Here is a 19,762-nt window from a genome sequence, read left to right as displayed (position 1 = left end):
CCTACTTGATTTTTCACCCGGGACCTGATGAGAATGTTTTTCACCCGAACCATGTCGATCCACGACGCGTTTTCACCGGAGGCAATGGTGCCACTCATGCAGGACGTCGGCAACGAGTTGTCGATCACGCAGCGAATCTCGCTGCGGCGTCCGGCGATGCCGAAGGCCATGGCGAAGATCGCCGACGTGATCTCGACGCACCCGACGGCACCGGTCGAGCTGACCATCACCGAACTCGCCGACCAGGCGGGCACCTCAGCCGCCACCGTCACCCGCTTCTGCCGCGCGATCGGCTTCGAGGGCTACACGCAGTTCCGCGTCGGCGTCGCCGCCGAGTCGGGACGGGGCGACGCCGGCACCACCTGGCGCACGGACATCGCCGACGACATCGGCCAGGACGACCCGGCCGACCGCGTGCTGCTCACCCTCCTCGGACTGCACACCCGCAGCATGGAGGTCACGACGAGCCTGCTGGACCTCGACGACGTCCAGCTCGTCGCGCGCGCGATCGCCGAGGCACGGCACGTCGACATCTACGGCGTCGGGGGCAGCGGCGTCATCGCCGACGAGTTCCGCGGCCGGCTCTACCGGATCGGCGTGAACGCGCACTCCTGGTCCGACGTGCACGACGGGCTCACCAGTGCGGTGCTGCAGGACGGATCCTCCGTCGCTGTCGGCATCTCCAACACCGGCCGCACCGAGGAGACCATCGAGATGCTCTCGCACGCACGTGCCGCCGGAGCCCTCACCGTCGCCATCACGACCGATGCCGACTCCTGGCTCGCCTCCAGCGCCGATGTGGCCCTGATCACCGCCTCGGAGAACCCGGCTCAGCGCCCCGACGACCTCTCCATCAAGCACGCGCAGCTGCTCGTGGTCGACCTGCTCTACGTCCTCGTGGCGCAGCGCACGCTCGGCGAGGCCGCGACCCGCCTCGCCGCCAGCGCGATGGCCGTCTCCGCGCACCGCCGTTCCTCCGCTCCGCACGAAGAGCCCCGCCCCCACCGAACGAAGGAGTCCACCCGATGAGCGCCTCCCCCCTGGACCTGCTCCGCGAAGCCGAGACGCGCCTCGAGCGCCTCGCCGCCGACGCCGAGAGCGGCGCGCTGGACCCCGCGATCGACCTTCTGGTCGCGGCGCTGCGCGACGGCGGCGTCATCCAGGCGTTCGGCACGGGGCACTCCGAGGCCTTCGCGATGGAGATCGCGGGGCGCGCGGGCGGACTCATCCCGACCAACCGCATCGCCCTGCGCGACATCGTGCTGCACGGCGAGCGCACCGCCGACGTGCTGACCGGTTCCCTCGAACGCGAGCCCTGGGTGGTCGACGAGCTCATGGCGGTCTCCCCCGTGACCGGGAACGACGTCTTCGTGATCGCCTCGAACTCCGGCGTGAACGGATCCATCGTCGGGGTCGCGCTCTGGGCGAAGGAGCACGGCCACAAGGTCATCGCGGTGACCAGCCTCGAGCACACCGCCCGCGTCGAGCCGAAGCACCCGAGCGGCAAGCGGCTCAGCGAGATCGCCGACGTCGTGATCGACAACCTCGCCCCGTACGGCGATTCCACGCTGCAGGTCACCGAGACCATCTCCGCAGGCGCGATCTCCTCGATCACCGCCGCGTTCATCGCCCAGCTGCTCACGCTGGGCGTCGCCCGCACACTCGCCGACGCCGGCGAGGTGCCTCCGATGTACATCTCCGCGAACATCCCCGGCGGAGACGAGCACAACTCCGCGCTCGAAGCGCGCTACCTCGAGCGGCTCCGCCGCGGCGCCTGAGCGCCCCACCGACTCATCCTCTCCCTCACCCACACTAGGAAGGCAAGAATCACATGGAAACCAAAGACGCTTCCATCAGCCGGCGCTCGCTGCTGCGCGGGGCTGCTCTCGCAGCGGTCATGGTGCCGCTCGGCGTCAGCCTGGCGTCCTGCGCGGCCCCGGGCGGCGGTGGCGGCGGCGGCGCAGCCGGCGGCACGAAGTCGGCCGACAACCCGTTCGGCGTCGCGGCGAACTCCAAGGTCGACGCGGTGATCTTCGACGGCGGCTACGGCGTGGACTACGTCGAGAACGCGGCGAAGATCATGGACGGCAACAAGAAGCTCGGCGGCGTGAGCGTCAAGGTCTCGGCCTCGACGAAGATCGCCCAGGAGCTGCAGCCGCGCTTCGTCGGCGGCAACCCGCCGGACCTCATCGACAACTCGGGCGCCAACCAGATCGGCTGGAACACGATCCTCGACCAGCTTGAGACGCTCGACGACATCCTGGACTCGAACAACCTCGAGGGCACCAAGATCAGCGACACGCTCTACGGCGGCGTCAAGGATCCCGGCACCTTCAACGGCAAGTTCGTGGCGCTCAACTACGTCATGACGGTCTACGGCATCTGGTACTCCGACAAGCTCTTCAAGGACAACGGCTTCACCGTCCCGACCAGCTGGCAGGACCTCAAGGCGCTCGGCGAGGCTGCGAAGGCGAAGGGCAAGTACCTGTTCGTCTGGGGCAAGGAGGCGGCGACGTACTACCAGACGCTCGTCGTGGACTCGGCGGTCATCCAGGGCGGCGACGACGTGCGCCTCCCGCTGGAGAACCTCAAGGCCGACGCCTGGTCGAACCCGATCATCCAGAACATCCTGACGATCTTCTACGACCTCATCCAGGCCGGCTACATGAAGCCGGGCGGCGCGGGCACGCAGTTCACCCAGGCGCAGTCGCAGTGGAGCCTCGACGAGGCCGCTCTGCTCTACCCCTCGGGCTCGTGGATCGAGAACGAGATGAAGAAGCAGACGGCGGACGGCTTCACCATGAAGGGCATCGGCGAGCTCCCGCTCGACGACAAGCAGACCACCCCCAAGGGCACGCTGCGCGCCGAGGCCGGCGAGCCGTTCATCGTCCCGTCGAAGGCGAAGAACCCCGCGGGCGGCAAGGAGCTGCTGCGCACGATGCTGTCGAAGGAATCCGCCACCGCGTTCGCCAAGAACAAGCTGGCGCCGACCATCGTCAAGGGCATCGTCCCCGACGACGGCTTCGGCTCCACCGCTCTGGTGTCGCAGAAGGAGCTCCTCGACAAGGCGGGCGACAACGTCTTCACGATCAAGGCGTTCGGCCTGTACGGCATGAACTCCGACCAGCTGCCGATCTGGAACTCGTTCCTCGACGGCAAGATGACGGTCGCCGAGATCACCAAGGCGCTGCAGGACCTCACCGACAAGATCCGCAACGACAGCTCCATCACCAAGATCGAGATCAAGTAATGACCATCAGCAGTCCGGATCTCGACGGTGGACTCGACACCGCCGCCGTGACTGCTGCTCGCGCGGGGGGCCGCAAGGCCCCCCGCCTCGGGCAGCGCCGGCTGACCTTCGACTACGTGTCGTTCCTGCTGGTCTTCCTCGTGCTGCCGGTGGCACTGTTCCTCGTGTTCGTGATCTCGCCGTTCATCCAGGCGCTCTACTACGCGATGACCAACTGGACCGGCTTCTCGCCGAACATGAGCTTCATCGGACTGAACAACTTCGTGAAGCTGTTCCAGGATCCGACGTTCCTGCAGGCCATGGCGAACAACGCCCTCCTTGCTATCGTCGTGCCGCTGATCACGATCACCGTCGCCCTCGTCTTCGCGAGCATGGTGACCGTCGGCGGGCCCTCCAGCGGTCAGGTGCGCGGACTCAGGGGATCCAGCTTCTACCGCGTGGTGTCGTTCTTCCCGTACGTCATCCCCGCGATCGTCATCGCGATCCTGTGGAGCATGATCTACCAGCCGTCCAACGGTCTTCTGAACGGCATCCTGCGCGGCCTCGGCATGACCGACATGATCTCGTGGCTCGGCGACGAGCGCACGGCCATGGGCTCGACCATCTTCGTGATCGTGTGGAGCATGGTCGGCTTCTACATGGTGCTGTTCATCGCCGCGATCAAGGGGATCCCCGCGGAGACCCTGGAAGCCGCGCGCATCGACGGCGCAGGCCGGTTCCGCACGGTGGTCTCGATCCTGCTGCCGCAGATGCGCGACAACGTGCAGACCGCCTACATCTACCTGGGGATCATGGCTCTGGACGCCTTCGTCTACATGGCCGGCCTGAACGCCTCCGGCGGCCCGAACAACAGCACCTTGGTGATGAGCCAGTATCTGTTCCGCACCGCGTTCGAGAAGGGCCAGTTCGGTCTGGCCACCGCCATGGGCGTCGTGCTCGCTGCGGTCACACTGATCTTCGCCGGTCTCGTGATCGGCGTGTTCCGTCTCATCGGCGGCAAGGATGAAGGGGGACGCGCATGAGCCTCGACACACGTGCGGCGGTGACCGTCGACAAGAAGGCGGCCAAGGCCATCCGGGGTCCCAAGTCGACCACGAGCGACAAGGTGGTGGGCGGCATCTCGCACGTGGTGCTCACGATCTGGGCGATCATCGTGGTCCTGCCGATGCTGTGGACGCTGCTCGGCTCGTTCAAGACGACGAAGGAGATCTTCAAGTCCCCCTTCGGACTCCCGGCGAACTGGAACTTCGACAACTACGTCAACGCGTGGGTGAAGAACAACTTCGGGCCGATGTTCCTGAACACGGTCATCGTGGTGGGCTGCGCGCTGATCCTGGTGATGCTGCTCGGCGCGATGTGCGCCTACGTCCTCGCCCGGTTCTCCATCCCGGGCAGCCGGGTGATCTACTACCTGATGCTGGCCGGACTCACCTTCCCGGTGTTCCTCGCCATCGTCCCCCTGTTCTTCATCCTGCAGGGCATGGGTCTGCTGAACACGCTGCCGGGTCTGATCATCACGTACGTCGCGTTCGCGCTGCCGTTCACGGTGTTCTTCCTGTTCTCGTTCTTCAAGTCGCTGCCCTATGAGATCCAGGAGGCCGCTTACGTGGACGGGGCGAGCGAATGGCGCACGTTCTTCCAGGTCATGCTGCCGATGGCGAAGCCGGGTCTGGCCGCGGTGGCGATCATGAACTTCCTCGGGCTGTGGAACCAGTTCCTGCTGCCGATCTCGCTGAACACGAACCGCGACAACTACGTGCTGTCGCAGGGTATGGCCGCGTTCGCGTCGTCGGCCGGCTATCAGGTCGACTTCGGCGCCCTGTTCGCCGCGGTGATCATCACGATCGTCCCGGTGCTGTTCGTGTACATCCTCTTCCAGCGCCAGCTGCAGGGATCCGTGTCGCAGGGCACCTCGAAGTAAGCACGTCCACGGGGCGGATGGGTCCTCAGGATCCATCCGCCCTCTCACGGCCCGGCGGCCAGGAGGACGCGTTCACCCGCGTCGCGCCGTTCCGGGCACACCTTCTGGAGCGCGATGTCGATCTCCGCGGAAACCTCTGCGCATCACCCGACTCCCCTGCAGCTGCGCTGGCAGCGGAGCGGCGTCGGGGTCTTCCTGCATTTCGGCCTTAACACGTTCGCCGGCGTCGAATGGAGTGACGGCACACTGCCCGCTGCGAGCTTCGATCCGCGCCTCCTCGATGCGCGGCATTGGGTGGCCGCAGCGAAGACCGCGGGCGCCGGGTACGTCGTGCTGACGGCCAAGCATCATGACGGCTTCTGCCTGTGGCCCACATCCACCACCGACTACTCCGTCGCTTCCAGCCCCTGGCGGGACGGCACCGGCGACGTCGTCCGCGAGCTCGCCGATGCCTGCACCGAAGCGGGAATGGGCCTCGGGATCTACCTCTCGCCCTGGGACCGTCACGAGCCGCGCTACTCGGATCCCGCCGCCTATGACGACTTCTACTGCGCTCAGCTCACCGAGCTGTGCACGCAGTACGGCGACCTGGTCGAAGTCTGGTTCGACGGTGCAGGATCGGCCGGCCGGAGTTACGACTGGGAGCGGATCGTCGAGATCGTCCGCACTCATCAGCCCGAAGCGGTGATCTTCAACATGGGCGACCCCGACATCCGCTGGATCGGCAACGAGGACGGCCTCGCCGCGGATCCCGTCGAATACGTCGTCGACGTGACGCGCAACGACGTGCACACGGACGAGGAGCTCGGCTTCGGTGATCGCTATCTGCCTCCCGAGTGCGACGTCTCGCTGCGACACGGCTGGTTCTGGCATCCCGACGACGCCCCGAAGAGCCTGGAGCACCTGCTGGCGATCCACTACCGCTCCGTCGGGCTGGGCGCCAACCTCCTGCTGAACGTCCCCCCGAATCGTGACGGCCTGATCGACGATGCCGACCTGGCCCGGCTGCGGGAGTACGCCGACGAGCGCCAACGCCGCTTCGGAGCGCCGCTGCCCGCTGCCCTCACGCCGCTGGCACCCGGTCGCTGGCGAGCCGATTTCGGCGCCGACGTCCGCATCGATCACCTCGAGCTCGTCGAAGAGCTCGAGAACGGTCAGCGCGTCGCCGCGCACCGCGTCGTGGCCTCCGGGGTGGAGGTCTGCGCAGGCCGGACCGTCGGCGCCGGCCGGCTGCACGCCTTCCCCGCTCGCACCCTCCGCACGGTCGAGATCGAGACGACCGGCCCCGATCCGGTGCTCTCGTCCGTGCGCGGATTTCGGACCGGGACCGAGAGCATCCCGGTCCCGCCTCCCGTCGAGGAGTATCGCGCGGCCGACGGCGACATGATCCTCATGTGACCGCCGACGCGCGCGGACTCGCATCCGGGGTCAGGGTCTCGACGGCTGATGGTCGGTGAAGTACTGCCGCACCTCGTCTGCGACGACCGGGATCTGCTGCGGCCGGGATCCGGATCGGATGGAGAGGGCGCCGGCGATCCCGGCCGCGACGGCGTCGCGGGCGGCGAGCGGGTTCGTGTCGGTCGGGGTGCCGTTGCGCACGAACTCGACGAACTCCCCCACGGTGAGCGGATCCGCCCCGCCGTGCCCGCCATCGCCCCCGTCCTCGATCGGGTAGCGGACATGCCCCTTCTCGAGATAGTCACTGCGCGCGTTCCACACCCGGATCTCGCCGCCGGTGCCGTCGTCGAAGTTCTCGATCCGCCCCTCCGTGCCGATCACCGTGTAGTTGCGCCAGTAGTCCGGGGTGAAGTGGCACTGCTGGTAGCTCATCAGCACCCCGGAGTCAGTGCGCATCATGATCATCGAGATGTCCTCGACATCGATCACCGGATTCAGATCCTGCTGCGCCAGCGGCGGCCAGTTCTCCGTCGAGAACCAGTCCCCCATCCTCCGGTCCGAGTTGTCCCGACGCGATTCCACCTGCCCGTACACGGCCAGGTCCCCGACGCCCACCACGGTGCGCGACGACGTGCCGGCGAGCCAGTGCATCACATCGATGTCGTGCGCGCCCTTCTGCAGCAGCAGGCTCATCGCCTTGTCGCGCTCGGCGTGCCAGTCCTTGAAGTAGTAGTCACCGCCGTGCCCGACGAAGTGCCGGCACCAGATCGCCTTGACCTCGCCGATCTCGCCCCGGTCGATGACGTCCTTCATCATCCGCACGACCCGCATGTGCCGCATGTTGTGCCCCACGTAGAGCTTCGACCCGGTGCGGTAGGCGGTCTCCAGGATCCGGTCCGCATCCTCGATCGAGATCGCGAGCGGCTTCTCCAGGTAGACGGGGACGCCGCCCTCGAGAAGCTCGACCGAGATGTCGGCATGGGTGAAGTCGGGCGTCGTGACGAAGGCGCCGTCGAGGGCGATGTCCGAGGCGAGCAGCTGCGCCACGGAGGCGAACACCGGGATGTCGCCGAACAGCCGGGCCGCGCGCGCATGGGTCTGCGGGGCCGGATCCACGGCGGCGACCACGCGACCGCCGGTCGCCTCGACGTGACGTGCGACGGATGCCCTGGCTCCGACGCCGATCACCGCGGCACGGAAACCACTGGTCTGCTGCGGGTTCTGGTCCTGCTGGTTCATGCTGTCCTTCCGAGATGGATCGTGACGAGGCCGGGCCGAGAGGATTCCCCCGGCCCGGCCGATGGGGCGCTATCGCACCGTGAGGGTGACGTACTGCGAGGCGTCGCCCGGTGCCTGCTGTTCGATCCGCATCCGGTCGTCCACGTACTGCAGGGCCAGACCGCTGTTGCGGTTGACGAGGCGGTACGTCGTGGAGCCGTCCAGCGAGGTGCCGCTCGTGGCGACGCGCTGCAGGTACCACTGGTCGCTGCCGCCCGGCGTTCCGAGGCTCGTCGGGCTCAGCGGTGCGGCGTCGGCCTCCTGCGCCGCGACCGTGACGACGGCGTCGACGGCGCGCTTCTCCGCGGGAGTGCTGCCGGACACCTGCAGCGTGTTGCCGGTGGACGGATCGACGAGGCGGTAGAAGCCGCTGTTGTCGCCGTCGGTCGAACGCGGGTCCTTCACCGGGACGAGTTTCCACGTCGAGGCGCTGGTCGCCTTGCCGCTGCCGCCGTCCAGGCCGGGGCCGTGGTTCGCGGTGACCGCTTTGCCGCCCACGCGCAGGACATAGGACGAATCCTGGCTGACCGCCGCGCCCGAGGTGTCCTGCGGGGTGTACTCGGCGCTGACCAGGGCCTCGCCGCTGCCCGGCTGCTGCGCGATGTCGACCACCTTTCCGTTCAGGTCGGAGATCGTCAGGAACGACCGGCCGGTGACGTTCTGGTTCGTCAGACTGCCGTTGTCGAGCGACGTCAGATACCCGCCGTTCGAGCCCGCAGGCATGAGTCCGACGACCCTCCACGAGTTCGGGTCGCCCAGATCGGCGGTCTCGTAGACGTTGCCGTCGTAGCCGACGATCCGGTACAGGCCGGAGAACGCGTTGTACGAGATGGCCGACTCGTTGTTCGCCGCCGGCTGGTAGATGAACTTCGAGATCGGGTCCTGGTAGAACGCGCTGTTCGTGATCAGGTCGACAGTCGCGGCGACGCCCGTCTTCGGATCCGTCTGGGTCACGTAGATGCCGCCGGTGACGACCTTGACGCCGTTCTCGTACTTGTCGTCGACGGCCTTGATGTCCACATTCATGCCGGTCGCGGGGTCGGTGTACGCGATCGCACGGTCGGGCGCGCTCTTGCCCGTCGCGTCATCGACGATCGTGTGCGCGAGGGTGTTGGCCGTGAACGTGGCGCCGGTGCCGTCGGCGAGGGCGATCAGGTGATCGGACTTGACGGTGTTGCCCTGGTAGGAGGCCGAGGCGTTCGCGCCGGATCCGTTCCAGGCGATCCGATCGGTGGCCGGGTCGTACGAGACGTTCAGTCCGCCGACGGAGTTGACGTTGCCGTCGATTCCGCCGACGCCCGGCTGCGACCAGGAGCCGTCGTACCACTTCTGCCACGTGCCGCTGGCCATCCCGTCGCTGATCGGCGAGCGGGCCATCTCGGTCCAGCTGGCGAGGGTCGACGAACCGGGCTTCTTGTAGATCTTCACGTTGTACGTGATGTAGAAGTAGCCGGTCGAGTAGTCGATGAACAGTCGACACCCGGAGTTCCCGAACGGGTAGGACTGACCGGGCGAGGCGGCGCTGTCGATGACCTGATCGTCATCCCACGCCGAAGTGAGCGCCGGCCCCTTGTACTGCCATGTGGAGCCCTTGTCCTCGGACGTCGCGATCAGGATCCGGTTGTTGTGGTGTGCGCTCGTGATCTTCTCCGCGACGGTCGCATTCGCCCCCTTGGTCTGCCACGGATCGAACTGGAACTCGTCGTTGAGCAGGGCGTGCCACACTCCCTGCGGATCCACCCAGACGCCGATGACGTCGCAATGGTCGTCCTGCTGCGGCGACGGGATCGGGAAGGCCGCATCCTTGTCGAGCTGATAGCAGATCGTGTTCGGATCCGCATAGTAGGCGGGCGCCTGGTTCAGCTGCGTCGACGATCCGATGCCGGCGGTGACGGCACCCATGTCGGTGTTCGTGAACGTGCGCGCCCAGTGGTGCGCCGGGTTCGAGTCGTAGGGGGCGTCGGCGTTCGTCCAGTGGAACTGGCCGTCCTTGTCGACGAACGCGGATCCGGCGATGTCGCTCAGCAGCGATCCGCTGATCTTCCCCGTCCCGGCCGCGGTGTACTGCGGCGGCGCGATCGCGGTGTCGGCCTGCGCGACGGCCGGCGCAGCGAGGGCCGCGACGGCCCCCATCGCGAGCGCGGGCGCCAGCCGTCGCCAACGCACTTTGCTTTGCGCGGTGCGGTGTTGTTTCATGGTCATGCCCTTTCCTATTCCTCTTCGAAGCGGAGGGTGTGGGTGTGTCCTTCCCGTTCCCGACGTCGCAAGCGCGGAACGGGGAGGCGCCCGCTCATGAATCACACGAGCGCGACGTCAGGGTTGGGCTCGCGCAGGCCGCTCTCCCGGTCTGCGGGCGCGGTCTCGAGGGCGAGCACGGTCGGCATCCCCGCGGCGGCGGGGGCCGGGATCTGGACGGTGTGCGGGTCCAACGGGGTGAACGGCAGGGCGCTGCCGTCTGCGAGCGCGCGCACGGCGCGCAGCGCGACGCCGGAGGGCAGCGCGACCGTGAGGATGCCGGAGACAGGTATGCGCGTGACGATGGCGTGCACGACACCGGCAGAGCCTTCCGGTGTCGTCGCCGTCAGCGGGGTCGTGTAGAAGCCCCAGCCGGGGTAGTCCCACTCCTCGGCGGGGCCGCTGTCGTGCAGTGCCTCCCCGTTCACCGCCATCCAGGCGCCGACCTCGTCGGCGAGAGCGACCTCGACGGGTGCGAGCGACCCGTCACCACGCGGCCCGAAGTTCAGCAGGAGGTTGCCGCCCAGGCTGACGGTCTGAGCGAGCTGCTCGACGATCTGCGCCGCGGTCTTGCGCCCCCGCTCGGCCCAGGCCGAGTCGTGGAAGCCCCAGCTCGCCTGGGTCAGAGTGGCGCAGGCCTCCCAGTCGTGCACGCTGACGGAACGGTCCCAGGGCGCGGGCAGCCGGCGCTCGTAGCCGCTCTCGTAGTCGCCCATGAGCGCGCCGTTGGAGTCGAAGTGCCGCGCGCCCCGATCGTCGGCGCGCAGGCGGCTGTTCACGATCGCACCGGGAATCCGCTCCTTGAGGAGTCGCTCGATGTCGTGCGTCCAGCGGCCGTTCGCCTTCACGGACTCGTCCCACGTGCCGTCGAACCAGAACCCGCGCACCTGGGGGTATCGCTCCGCCAGCTCGAGCAGCTGGTTCGTCGCGAAGTCCAGATAGCGGTCGAACGCCACGCGGTCGTCGTCGGACTCGATGGCGTACCGCCAGTCGGGGTGATGCCAGTCCAGCACCGAGTAGTAGAGATGCGTGGCGAGTCCCTCGGCCCGGTACGCGTCCAGGATCTCGCCGAGCACGTCGCGCCCCGACGGAGTGGCGGCGACGGTGAAGTCGGAGTACGCACTCGGCCACAGGCAGAAGCCGTCGTGGTGCTTGGTCGTGACCGTGACGTAGCGCGCCCCCATGCGCTTGGCCGTGCGGGCCCATGCCGCCGGGTCGAAGCCCTCGAGCGTGAAGTCCCCGGCGAGCGCGGCCCAGTCCTCCCGGCTCACGTTCGCCGACTGCATGAGGAACTCGGCGGCGAACTCGATCGTGCGCCCCTGCCATGTGCCGGCGGGGATCGCGTACAGCCCCCAGTGCACGAACTGCCCGAACCGGTCGGCGCGGAACGCCCGCATCGCCGGATCCTGCCGCCGTCCCGCCGGTCCCGCACCGTAGCGCAGCGCGATCATCGGGCCTCTCCCCTCGGTCCGGTGAGGCCGGGGTGTTCGTCCCACGGGACGAACGTGGCCAGGTCGAACTCCGAGGTCGTGCCGGACGCCCAGTCCAGGCGCACGCGTGTGCCGTCGACGTCGACCCGCACCCGGTCTCGCCAGCCCTGCGGGTCCACGGTGCCGCCGCGTTCGAGCACGTGCAGCGTGACGACGACCGTGCGGCCCGAGCCGGTGCGGCCCAGGAGCGCCGGGGTCGCGGAGTGGGCTCCCATCGCGTTCGCCTCGGAATAGCTGAACACGCGAGCGCGCGACAGGCCGGCGGCGACGTCCACGCCTCCGTCGGCATCGGCCGGTTCCTCCCAGCCGAGGAGCCCGACGACCGCGGCGAGCAGGCCGTCGCCGCCGCGCACCCAGGCGCCGTCCTCGACGACGCCGTACTCGAGCTCGGCGTCGTCCGCGATCGCCCAGCCGCCCTCGCGCATCGCCCATGGCCGGTCGGTCTGCACGAGGTGCGCACGCACTTCCGCCGTGCCGTCGCCCGCAGTCACCGTCGTCACCGCGGTACCGGGAAGCGCGCGCCGGTGCAGCTGGGGCACGTGCACGGATCCGGCCAGATCTCCCTCGACGCGAGTGGCGCGCAGGGAGCTGCGCCTGCTGCCGGCGCCCTCGTCGTCGAGCAGCGCGAGGTGCGAGTCGATCCCATCGACCCAGGCCGGCCCCGTGCCCGGCGCGGTGTGGGTCGAGTACGCGAACTTCGCATAGTGCGGGTCGTCCCGGTCCTCGTCCTCACCGACCGGAAGCGTCGCGTGGTCCGACCCGTGGTTCGCCATCCGCACGATCCCGTCCGAGGCTCCGCGGAGCACCCACCCCACCGGCTCGATCGGGCGGGTGAACGGCCCGTGATCGGAGGGCTGGGCCTCTTCGACAGCGGTCCAGACGGGCGCCGTCGCGGGCTGTGCGAGCCCGAGGAATCCGATTCCCGCCAGGTACGGGGAGCCGAACCCGCTGTAGTCCTGGCACATCGGCTCGAACTCTCCGTACCACCCGAGGGTGAGCGGGCCCTCGGCGCCGACGCCCTTCGCGGTGAAGCGCGAGAGCACTCCCGATGCGATGCGGCGGGTCTGGCCGGGGCTGAGCGCACTGGCCCCCGATGCGTCCGCGCACCACAGCGCCGCCAGTGCGGCCGTGCGGTAGGTCAGCGAGCGCCCCTGATGCAGGAGCGAGCCGTCCGCGGCGACCATGTGCGCCTGCGACGCGGTGAAGTCGTGGAGGCGCTCGAGATACCGCTGGCCTTCGGGCGTGTGCTCGGCGCCGGTCATGCGGTACCAGCCCCAGAGGTAGGGATGGATCGCCCACGCGTTGTAGTAGTCGATCGCGTGCTCGGGCCCGTCGGTGTACCAGCCGTCGCCGAGATACCAGCTCTCCACCCGCGCCACGTTGCGCGCCGCGTGCAGCCCGCGCACGTCCTCGTCGACGGCGCGCAGGAAGCCCTCCGCCATCGCGGGGAACAGCTGCCAGTTGTTCTGCCACACCTCGCAGCGGGCATGGTGGCGCAGCCAGTCCGCGATCTGGAGCTGCTCCGGCCGGGTCAGGCCCGACCAGAGCCGGTCACGGCTGATGTGCAGCGAGAACGCGATGTTCGCGGCCTCCACGATCGAGTTCGTGATCCCGGTCAGCGGCAGCCGGCAGCTGACGCCGCGGGGCCACTCCTCCTCGCCGCCCGGCCGTGTGCCGGCGAGCAGCGCGCGCGAGTAGTACTCGAGGTGTTCCTGGACCGCCGCTTCCCCGGCGTCCGCGGCTCCCGCGATCCTCGGCGCGGCGAGCAGGAACGACCGGCCCACGGCCTCCATCCCTTCGCGCCGGACGCCGTCACCGGTGATCCGTCCTGGCAGGCGCGGCAGGGCGCCCTCCGGGCTGGCGTGGCGGCGCACCTGGCCCAGCCAGTCGTCCGCCACCGCCTCCCACTGCGCCCTGCCCCAGCCCGTGAACGGGGAGAGGACCGGATCCATCGCGATTCTCGTCGAGATGTCTTCCCTCACGGTTCCCTCTCCCCCGCTGCCCTCTCCCGCGTCCACGGATCCGCTGCGACTCAGGCGCTCGGGGACGGGCTGGCCGTCGCGCCGCTCAGCGCCTTCTGGAACTCGGCGCGGATGGCGTCTCCGCCCGCGCTCTTCCACGTCGAGATCGCGCCCTTCACATCGTCCAGCGAACCACGCCCTGCGATGAAGTTGGTCACCGCATCCGAGACGGGCTTGGCGATCGTGAGCCCCTGCTTCGCGTTGGTCGGGCTGAACAGGCCCATCGTCGGATCCGCGACCCCGATGGGGACGAGCTTCGCGTACGCGTCGTGCAGCACCTTGATGGCGTCGGGGAACTGCGGCGAGTACAGCGTGTTGGGGCCCGCGGCCAGGTACTTCCACGGCACGGCCGTGTTCAGGGCCGCCGCCGGGGTCGGGATCGGGTTGCCCTTGCCGTCGCGGGCGTAGTCGGTGCCCTCGGCACCGTAGTTCATGAGGAGGTACTCCTCGCTGCCGAACGGCGCGGCGAGGAAGTTCGCGACCTGCAGCACCTGCTTGATGTGGTCCGCGCTGCCCTTCTTCACCATGGTCCAGGCGAAGTCGATGTTGTCCAGCCACACCGTGGCCTTCCCGCCCGTGGCGCTGAACGGGATGAACGGGGCGACCTTGTTGGCAGGGTTCGCGGCAGGGACGGTCTGCTGGTAGCCGCCCGGCTTGCCGAACGCCGGCAGTCCGTCGTAGATCTGCGCGACCTGGCCCGAGATGAACGCGTTCGACATCTGCGATTTGGTCCAGCCCTCGCTGCCGGGCGCGAAGCAACCTGCGGCGTAGAGCTTCTGCACGAAGCTGACCATCTCCAGGTACTCCGGCGTCTCGATGTCCTTCACGAGCTTGCCGCTCTTCATCGTCCAGTTGTACGGCACGTGGAAGATGTGCTCGAACGGGATCAGGCCGAATTTGGTGCTGCCCAGCGCCCATCGGTTCGCTCCGGTGAGCTGCTTGGCGAGCGCGAGATAGTCGTCGGCGTTCTTGATCGTCGAGGTGTCCGTGACACCGGCGGCCTCGAAGAACGTCTGGTTGATGAACCCGGATCCGCCGGTCATGCCGCGCGGGATCGGGATGCCGTAGAGCTTGCCGTTCTGCACGGTCGGCTTCCAGAACGCCTGCGGGATGTTCGCCAGGTTCGGGTAGTCCTTGGACTTGTCGCCCGCGAGGAACGGGGTGAGGTCCTGGCAGGCGGACTCCAGGAAGCCGATGATGTCGGCGATGGCCGCACCGTCGTTGAGCATCAGGTCGGGCATGTCACCGCCGGCGATCACGGTGTTGAGCTTGGTGTCGTAGTCGTCGCTCGAGACGGCGGTGATGTCCACTGTGCCGCCGAGGCGCTTGTTGATCTCCTGCCAGGCCGGGTTCGAGGCGGTCGGCGTGGGCGGCGGGCCGAAGATGTTCGTGATCGCGGTGATCTTCTGCCCCTTGAGGAACGGCGCCGGCACCGAGCGGAACGGCTTGGCCGGATAGTTGAAGAAGGCCGCGGGGACGCCCTCCGCGGTTCCCGCGAGATCCGGCGTGGCGCCGTTCAGGGGGATGTACTTCGGCAGCACCGAGGCCGAGGCGGCGGAGGCATTGAGCGCGCCCTTCGTGCCGCATCCGGCGAGCGAGCCCGCGGTGACGACGCCGAGGACGCTGAGGGCGGCGAAGGACAGGAAGGTCCGCCGGTTCGTTTCGAGAGCCACGATGGGCTCCTTTCTGTGCAGGGTGGATCGATCGGGTGGAGCGGGCTTCAGCCCTTGACGGCGCCGGTGAGGACGCCCTTGGTGAAGTACTTCTGCAGGAACGGGTAGACGAGCAGGATCGGGATGACACTGATCACGACGACGGCCATCTGGATCGCCTGGGACGGCGCGGAGATCTCGCCGACCGAGGCCGTGTCGAGCGGCGACCCCAGCAGCACGTACTGGCGCAGGATCATCGACAACGGCCACATGTCGCTGTTCAGGTAGAGCATCGCGTTGAAGAACGCGTTCCAGTAGGCCACCGCGTAGAACAGGCCGACTACGGCCAGCACGCCCTTGGACAGCGGCAGCACGATCTTGACGAGGATCCGGAAGTCGCCGGCGCCGTCGATCCGCGCCGCCTCGAAGAGCTCCTGCGGCAGCCCCATGAAGAACGAGCGGACGACCACGAGGTTGAACGCGGAGATCAGGGTGGGCAGCACCAGCGCCGCGTAGCTGCCGAGCAGACCGAGCTGCTTGACCATGAGGAAGCTCGGGATGATGCCGGGGGTGAACAGCATGGTGAACAGGGCCGTCAGCAGGATGAACTTGCCGAATGCGAGATCGCGACGGGAGAGCCCGTAGGCCATGCCGACGGTCGCGGCGAGCGAGCACAGCGTGCCGATCACGGTGATGAGCATGCTGCGCACGAGCGCGGAGGTCACGATGCCGCCGGAGAAGATCGTCTCGTAGGCGGCGAACGTCGGGTGCAGCGGGAAGAGCACCAGGCCGTTGGCGTTCGCGATGTCGGTGCTGTCCGAGAGGCTGGTCGAGATCACCGTGAGGAACGGATAGATCGTCGCCGCGCAGATCAGCGTGACCACCACGACCTTGCCCGTGATGCCGAGACGGCTGGGCTTCTCCATCCAGGCCGGCCGCGCCGAGTCCGCGCTGCGGCTCCTGCGTCGGGTACGGGGCATGACGACCGCCCTGGTCGTCAGCTGCACGTCACTTGCCACTGGAGTACACCCCTTCCTGGCCGAACAGATGAGCGACCTTGTTGGCGCCGAGCACGAGCGCGAGGCCCACGACGCCCTTCACGAGACCCACGGCCGCGGCCGGACCCCATTGCCCGTTCTGGATGCCGTGGTAGTAGACCCAGGTGTCGAGCACCTCACCGGCACCCGCGCCGACGTTGTCGCGCTGCAGCACGATCTGCTCGAAGCCGACCGAGAGGATGCTGCCCAGATTCAGGATCAGGAGCAGGATGATCACCGGCATGATCCCGGGGATGGTGATCGTCTTCATGCGCTGCCAGGGGCCGGCGCCGTCCACGGCCGCGGCCTCGTACAGCTCCTGGTCGATGTTCATGAGGGCCGCGAGGAAGATGATCGTTCCCCAGCCGGCGTCCTTCCATGCGGACTGGATGGAGACCAGGAATGGGAAGAACCACGGCGTGGTCATCGCCTCGAAGGGCTGCAGCCCCAGCGCCTGCATGAGATGCGGCACCACGCCGGTGGCGCCGAGCACCTGACCGAAGATCGACACGATGATCACCCAGCCGAGGAAGTGCGGCAGGTAGACGACGCTCTGCACGAACTTGCGGATCCGGTTGGACATGATGCTGTTCAGCAGCAGGGCCAGCACAATCGGGATCGGGAAGAACAGCACGAGCTGCAGGCCGGTGATCACCAGCGTGTTGCGCAATGCCTGCCAGAACGTCGGATCCGCGAAGATCTTCACGAAGTTGTCGAAGCCGACCCAGGCGCTGTCGATGAAGCCGAGGTACGGCTGGTAGTCCTCGAAGGCGACGATGTTGCCCGGCAGCGGCAGCCAGTGGAACACCACGAAGTACAGGAAGCCCGGCGCGATCAGCAGGAGCATCACCTTGTCGCGCTTGATGCGCTCCCAGAGACTGCGCTTGCGGTGCACCGGGACGCCGACGGCGGCGGCACGGCGACGCGCCTTCGAGGCCGACCTCGGGGACTGCCGGTCCGCTGCGCCATCGACCGGAGTCGTCGTGCTCTGCACGAGCGGCTCGCTGTAACTGCTCATCTTCGACCTCGACCTGCGACGGGGAAACTTCATCGGTTCTCCGCAAGAGCTAGAAAGCGCTTGCTGTGCTGCGAACGTACCCGACGGATCTACGAGTGTCAACGCTGCACCTCGATTTCACTGAAACATTGAATTTGAAGGGATTCACACGCTCCGGTTTCACATCAGGCTGGACGGAACGCATAGTATGCGCTTACTATCTGGATGCAGAACGAAAGGATCACCGTGGATCACAAGCCCTCGACCGCCCGCCCCGCCGCCGTGGTCGTCATGGCGGAGGACTCCTTCTTGGAGGTGTTCACCGCCGAGGCCCTGACCCGGTTGCGGGACACGGTGCAGATCGTGGGACCGCTTCCGATCACGGACTTCACCGCCCCCGCGGCCCTGGATGCACTGCAAGGGGCCCGCGTCATGCTGACGGGCTGGGGCGCGCCGCGTATCGATGCACGCGTGCTCGATCTCGCCCCCCGGCTCGAAGCGGTGGTGCACACCGCCGGCACCGTGAAGACGTTCCTCGACGCCGAGGCGTTCGCGCGGGGCATCCGGGTGAGCACGGCGGCGGCGGCCAATGCCACACCGGTGGCGGAGTTCACGCTCGCGGCGATCGTGTTCGGACTCAAGCGCGCGAGCCGCTTCGCACATCAGCTGCGCACCACTCGCCGGCATCGCACCGTCGACGGCATCCCCCCGATCGGGACGAACGGCGTCACGATCGGAATCCTCGGCGCGTCCAGGGTCGGGCGCGAGGTCATCGCACTGCTGTCCCGGCTGGATGCGCGGATCCTCGTCTGCGATCCCTATCTGTCCACCGAGGAGGCCGCGCGACTCGGCGTGGAAGCCGTCTCCCTCGCCGAGATGTGCCGCCGCAGCGACGTGCTCACGCTGCACGCCCCGAGCACGCCGGACACACGCAGGATCATCGGCGCGCAGGAGCTCTCGCTGCTGCACGACGGCGCCCTCATCGTGAACACGGCCCGTGGTGCCCTCATCGACACGGACGCGCTGTCCGCGGAGCTCGTGAGCGGACGCCTCGACGCGTATCTCGACGTGACGGATCCGGAGCCGCTGCCGGCGGATTCGCCGCTGTATGCCCTGCCGAACGTGGTGGTCACGCCGCACATCGCGGGCGCGCTGGGCAATGAGATCCACCGGCTGGGCGACTCGGCCGTGCGCGAGGTCGAGCAGTACGTTGGTCGAGGGATCCTCGCGCATGAGCTCCGCGCCGACGAGCTGGCGTACACCGCCTGATCCGAGAAGGACACGACGTGAGGAAGCGGGCCGCCGGCCCACGAACGGAGGATGGGATGACGACACAGGACGACCGCGCCACGGTGGGCACCGCGCACACCGTGACCATGTCCGATGTCGCCGAGCGGGCGGGTGTCTCCTCGGCCACCGTCTCCCGTGTGCTCAACGGCAACTACCCGGTCGCGCAGGCCACGCGGGACACCGTGAACCGGGCCATCGAAGACCTCGGCTACACGGCGAACGCGCACGCCAGGGCGTTGGCGAGCTCGGCGACGCACAGCGTCGGCATCATCGTGAACGACCTGGTCGACCCCTTCTTCTCTTACATCGTGCGCGGCGTCGAGCAGGAGGCCTCCATCACCGGCCGGCTCTGCATCGTCGCCGCCTCGCAGGGCGACGTCGACCGTGAGATCGAGCTCATCGATCGCATGATCAGTCAGCGCACGGACGCCGTGATCGTCGTCGGCGGGGGCTACGACGACCCCCGCGCTCGACGCCGGATGGCGGAGCGCGCGCGGACGCTGGCCGGCATCGGGTCGACGCTCGTGCTGTGCGGCCGCCCCTCGGTGGGAGAGCAGGCCCCCACCAAGATCGTCGGCTATGACAACGAGGGCGGGGCCTTCGCGGTGACCCAGCATCTGATCGCCCAGGGCCATCGCCGGATCCTCTACCTCGGCGGCCCGATCGGGCTCTCCACGAGCGTCGCACGGCTGGCGGGCTTCCGCCGGGCCATGCAGTCGCACGGCTACGACGTGCCCCCCGAGCTCGTGCACCAGGGGGCGTTCGGACGTCGATTCGGGCACGCGACCATGGGAGACATCCTCGATGCGAACCCGGGGATCACTGCGGTGTTCGCAGCGAACGACCTCGTCGCGGCCGGCGCGCTGGACGCGATGACCGCGCGCGGCGTGCGCGTGCCCGAGGACATCTCCCTCGTCGGCTACGACGACATCCCGCAGTCCAGCGAGCTCACCCCCAAGCTCACCACCGTGCACGTGCCGCTCGAGGACATGGGCCGCGAGAGCGTCCGCCTCGCCCTGAGCCGCACCGACGACGCCTTCGGCCGTCACGCCGACGGCGAGATCATCGTGGGAACGCGCCTCGTCGAGCGCGAGTCCGTCGCCCCGCCCCGCGCGACACCGTAGGCGCCCGGGCGCTGACGCCGGCGCACCCGATCGCATCGGCATCGCGACACGACGAAGGGCCACCCAGTC

15 protein-coding genes are annotated in these 19,762 nt (G+C 68.2%); 8 read left to right on the top strand and 7 right to left on the bottom strand.

The genetic code is table 11. The features are described 5' to 3' along the window. Positions 1–96 precede the first annotated feature (96 nt). The 6 genes from LXM50_RS07490 to LXM50_RS07465 all read left to right on the top strand — a co-directional run bounded on the left by LXM50_RS07490 (position 97) and on the right by LXM50_RS07465 (position 6,569). The gene (locus LXM50_RS07490) at positions 97–1,029 is read left to right on the top strand and encodes a MurR/RpiR family transcriptional regulator (RefSeq protein ID WP_233310748.1); all 933 of its coding nucleotides are present in this window, start codon (positions 97–99) and stop codon (positions 1,027–1,029) included. Further along, positions 1,026–1,778 (top strand): sugar isomerase domain-containing protein, encoded by a 753-nt coding sequence (locus tag LXM50_RS07485; protein WP_233310677.1) that lies wholly within the window; start codon positions 1,026–1,028, stop codon positions 1,776–1,778. Before LXM50_RS07490 ends, LXM50_RS07485 begins: the two co-directional genes overlap by 4 nt. A 53-nt stretch (positions 1,779–1,831) precedes the next feature. Beyond that, entirely contained in the window at positions 1,832–3,250 is a 1,419-nt protein-coding gene (gene ngcE, locus LXM50_RS07480) for an N-acetylglucosamine/diacetylchitobiose ABC transporter substrate-binding protein (protein WP_233310676.1), read from the top strand. Next, positions 3,250–4,272: a carbohydrate ABC transporter permease gene (locus tag LXM50_RS07475; protein WP_233310675.1), complete on the top strand. Its 1,023-nt coding sequence runs from the start codon at positions 3,250–3,252 to the stop codon at positions 4,270–4,272. Before ngcE ends, LXM50_RS07475 begins: the two co-directional genes overlap by 1 nt. Further along, positions 4,269–5,171, top strand: a complete 903-nt coding sequence (locus tag LXM50_RS07470) for a carbohydrate ABC transporter permease (RefSeq protein WP_233310674.1) — start codon at positions 4,269–4,271, stop codon at positions 5,169–5,171. Before LXM50_RS07475 ends, LXM50_RS07470 begins: the two co-directional genes overlap by 4 nt. A gap of 114 nt (positions 5,172–5,285) precedes the next feature. Next, positions 5,286–6,569, top strand: coding sequence for an alpha-L-fucosidase (locus LXM50_RS07465; RefSeq protein ID WP_233310673.1), 1,284 nt, complete (start codon positions 5,286–5,288; stop codon positions 6,567–6,569). A 30-nt stretch (positions 6,570–6,599) separates the two neighbouring features. Here LXM50_RS07465 and LXM50_RS07460 read toward each other — a convergent pair whose 3' ends face one another. The 7 genes from LXM50_RS07460 to LXM50_RS07430 all read right to left on the bottom strand — a co-directional run bounded on the left by LXM50_RS07460 (position 6,600) and on the right by LXM50_RS07430 (position 17,300). Beyond that, positions 6,600–7,808 (bottom strand): Gfo/Idh/MocA family protein, encoded by a 1,209-nt coding sequence (locus LXM50_RS07460; RefSeq protein ID WP_233310672.1) that lies wholly within the window; start codon positions 7,806–7,808, stop codon positions 6,600–6,602. A 69-nt stretch (positions 7,809–7,877) separates the two neighbouring features. Further along, on the bottom strand, positions 7,878–10,049 hold the full coding sequence (locus LXM50_RS07455) for a hypothetical protein (protein ID WP_233310671.1): 2,172 nt from the start codon (positions 10,047–10,049) through the stop codon (positions 7,878–7,880). 95 nt (positions 10,050–10,144) lie between these two features. Further along, positions 10,145–11,533 (bottom strand): alpha-L-fucosidase, encoded by a 1,389-nt coding sequence (locus tag LXM50_RS07450; protein ID WP_233310670.1) that lies wholly within the window; start codon positions 11,531–11,533, stop codon positions 10,145–10,147. Further along, entirely contained in the window at positions 11,530–13,524 is a 1,995-nt protein-coding gene (locus LXM50_RS07445; RefSeq protein WP_233310669.1) for a DUF2264 domain-containing protein, read from the bottom strand. Before LXM50_RS07445 ends, LXM50_RS07450 begins: the two co-directional genes overlap by 4 nt. An 80-nt stretch (positions 13,525–13,604) precedes the next feature. Continuing rightward, the gene (locus LXM50_RS07440; RefSeq protein WP_233310668.1) at positions 13,605–15,266 is read right to left on the bottom strand and encodes an extracellular solute-binding protein; all 1,662 of its coding nucleotides are present in this window, start codon (positions 15,264–15,266) and stop codon (positions 13,605–13,607) included. Positions 15,267–15,313: 47 nt separating this feature from the next. After that, positions 15,314–16,264 (bottom strand): carbohydrate ABC transporter permease, encoded by a 951-nt coding sequence (locus tag LXM50_RS07435; protein ID WP_233310667.1) that lies wholly within the window; start codon positions 16,262–16,264, stop codon positions 15,314–15,316. After that, positions 16,254–17,300 (bottom strand): sugar ABC transporter permease, encoded by a 1,047-nt coding sequence (locus LXM50_RS07430; protein ID WP_233310666.1) that lies wholly within the window; start codon positions 17,298–17,300, stop codon positions 16,254–16,256. Before LXM50_RS07430 ends, LXM50_RS07435 begins: the two co-directional genes overlap by 11 nt. A 225-nt stretch (positions 17,301–17,525) precedes the next feature. Here LXM50_RS07430 and LXM50_RS07425 point away from each other — a divergent pair, with 225 nt between their 5' ends. Continuing rightward, a complete protein-coding gene (locus tag LXM50_RS07425; RefSeq protein WP_233310665.1) occupies positions 17,526–18,548 on the top strand; it encodes a hydroxyacid dehydrogenase in 1,023 nt (340 codons plus the stop codon). Between the two features lie 56 nt (positions 18,549–18,604). Beyond that, on the top strand, positions 18,605–19,693 hold the full coding sequence (locus LXM50_RS07420; RefSeq protein WP_233310664.1) for a LacI family DNA-binding transcriptional regulator: 1,089 nt from the start codon (positions 18,605–18,607) through the stop codon (positions 19,691–19,693). Positions 19,694–19,762 lie beyond the last annotated feature (69 nt).

This window comes from Microbacterium sp. Au-Mic1 (assembly GCF_021341785.1).
In the GTDB taxonomy this organism is placed as follows: domain Bacteria; phylum Actinomycetota; class Actinomycetes; order Actinomycetales; family Microbacteriaceae; genus Microbacterium.
Note: the sequence above shows the minus strand (reverse complement) of the source record. Positions and strands in the feature narration are given on the sequence as shown.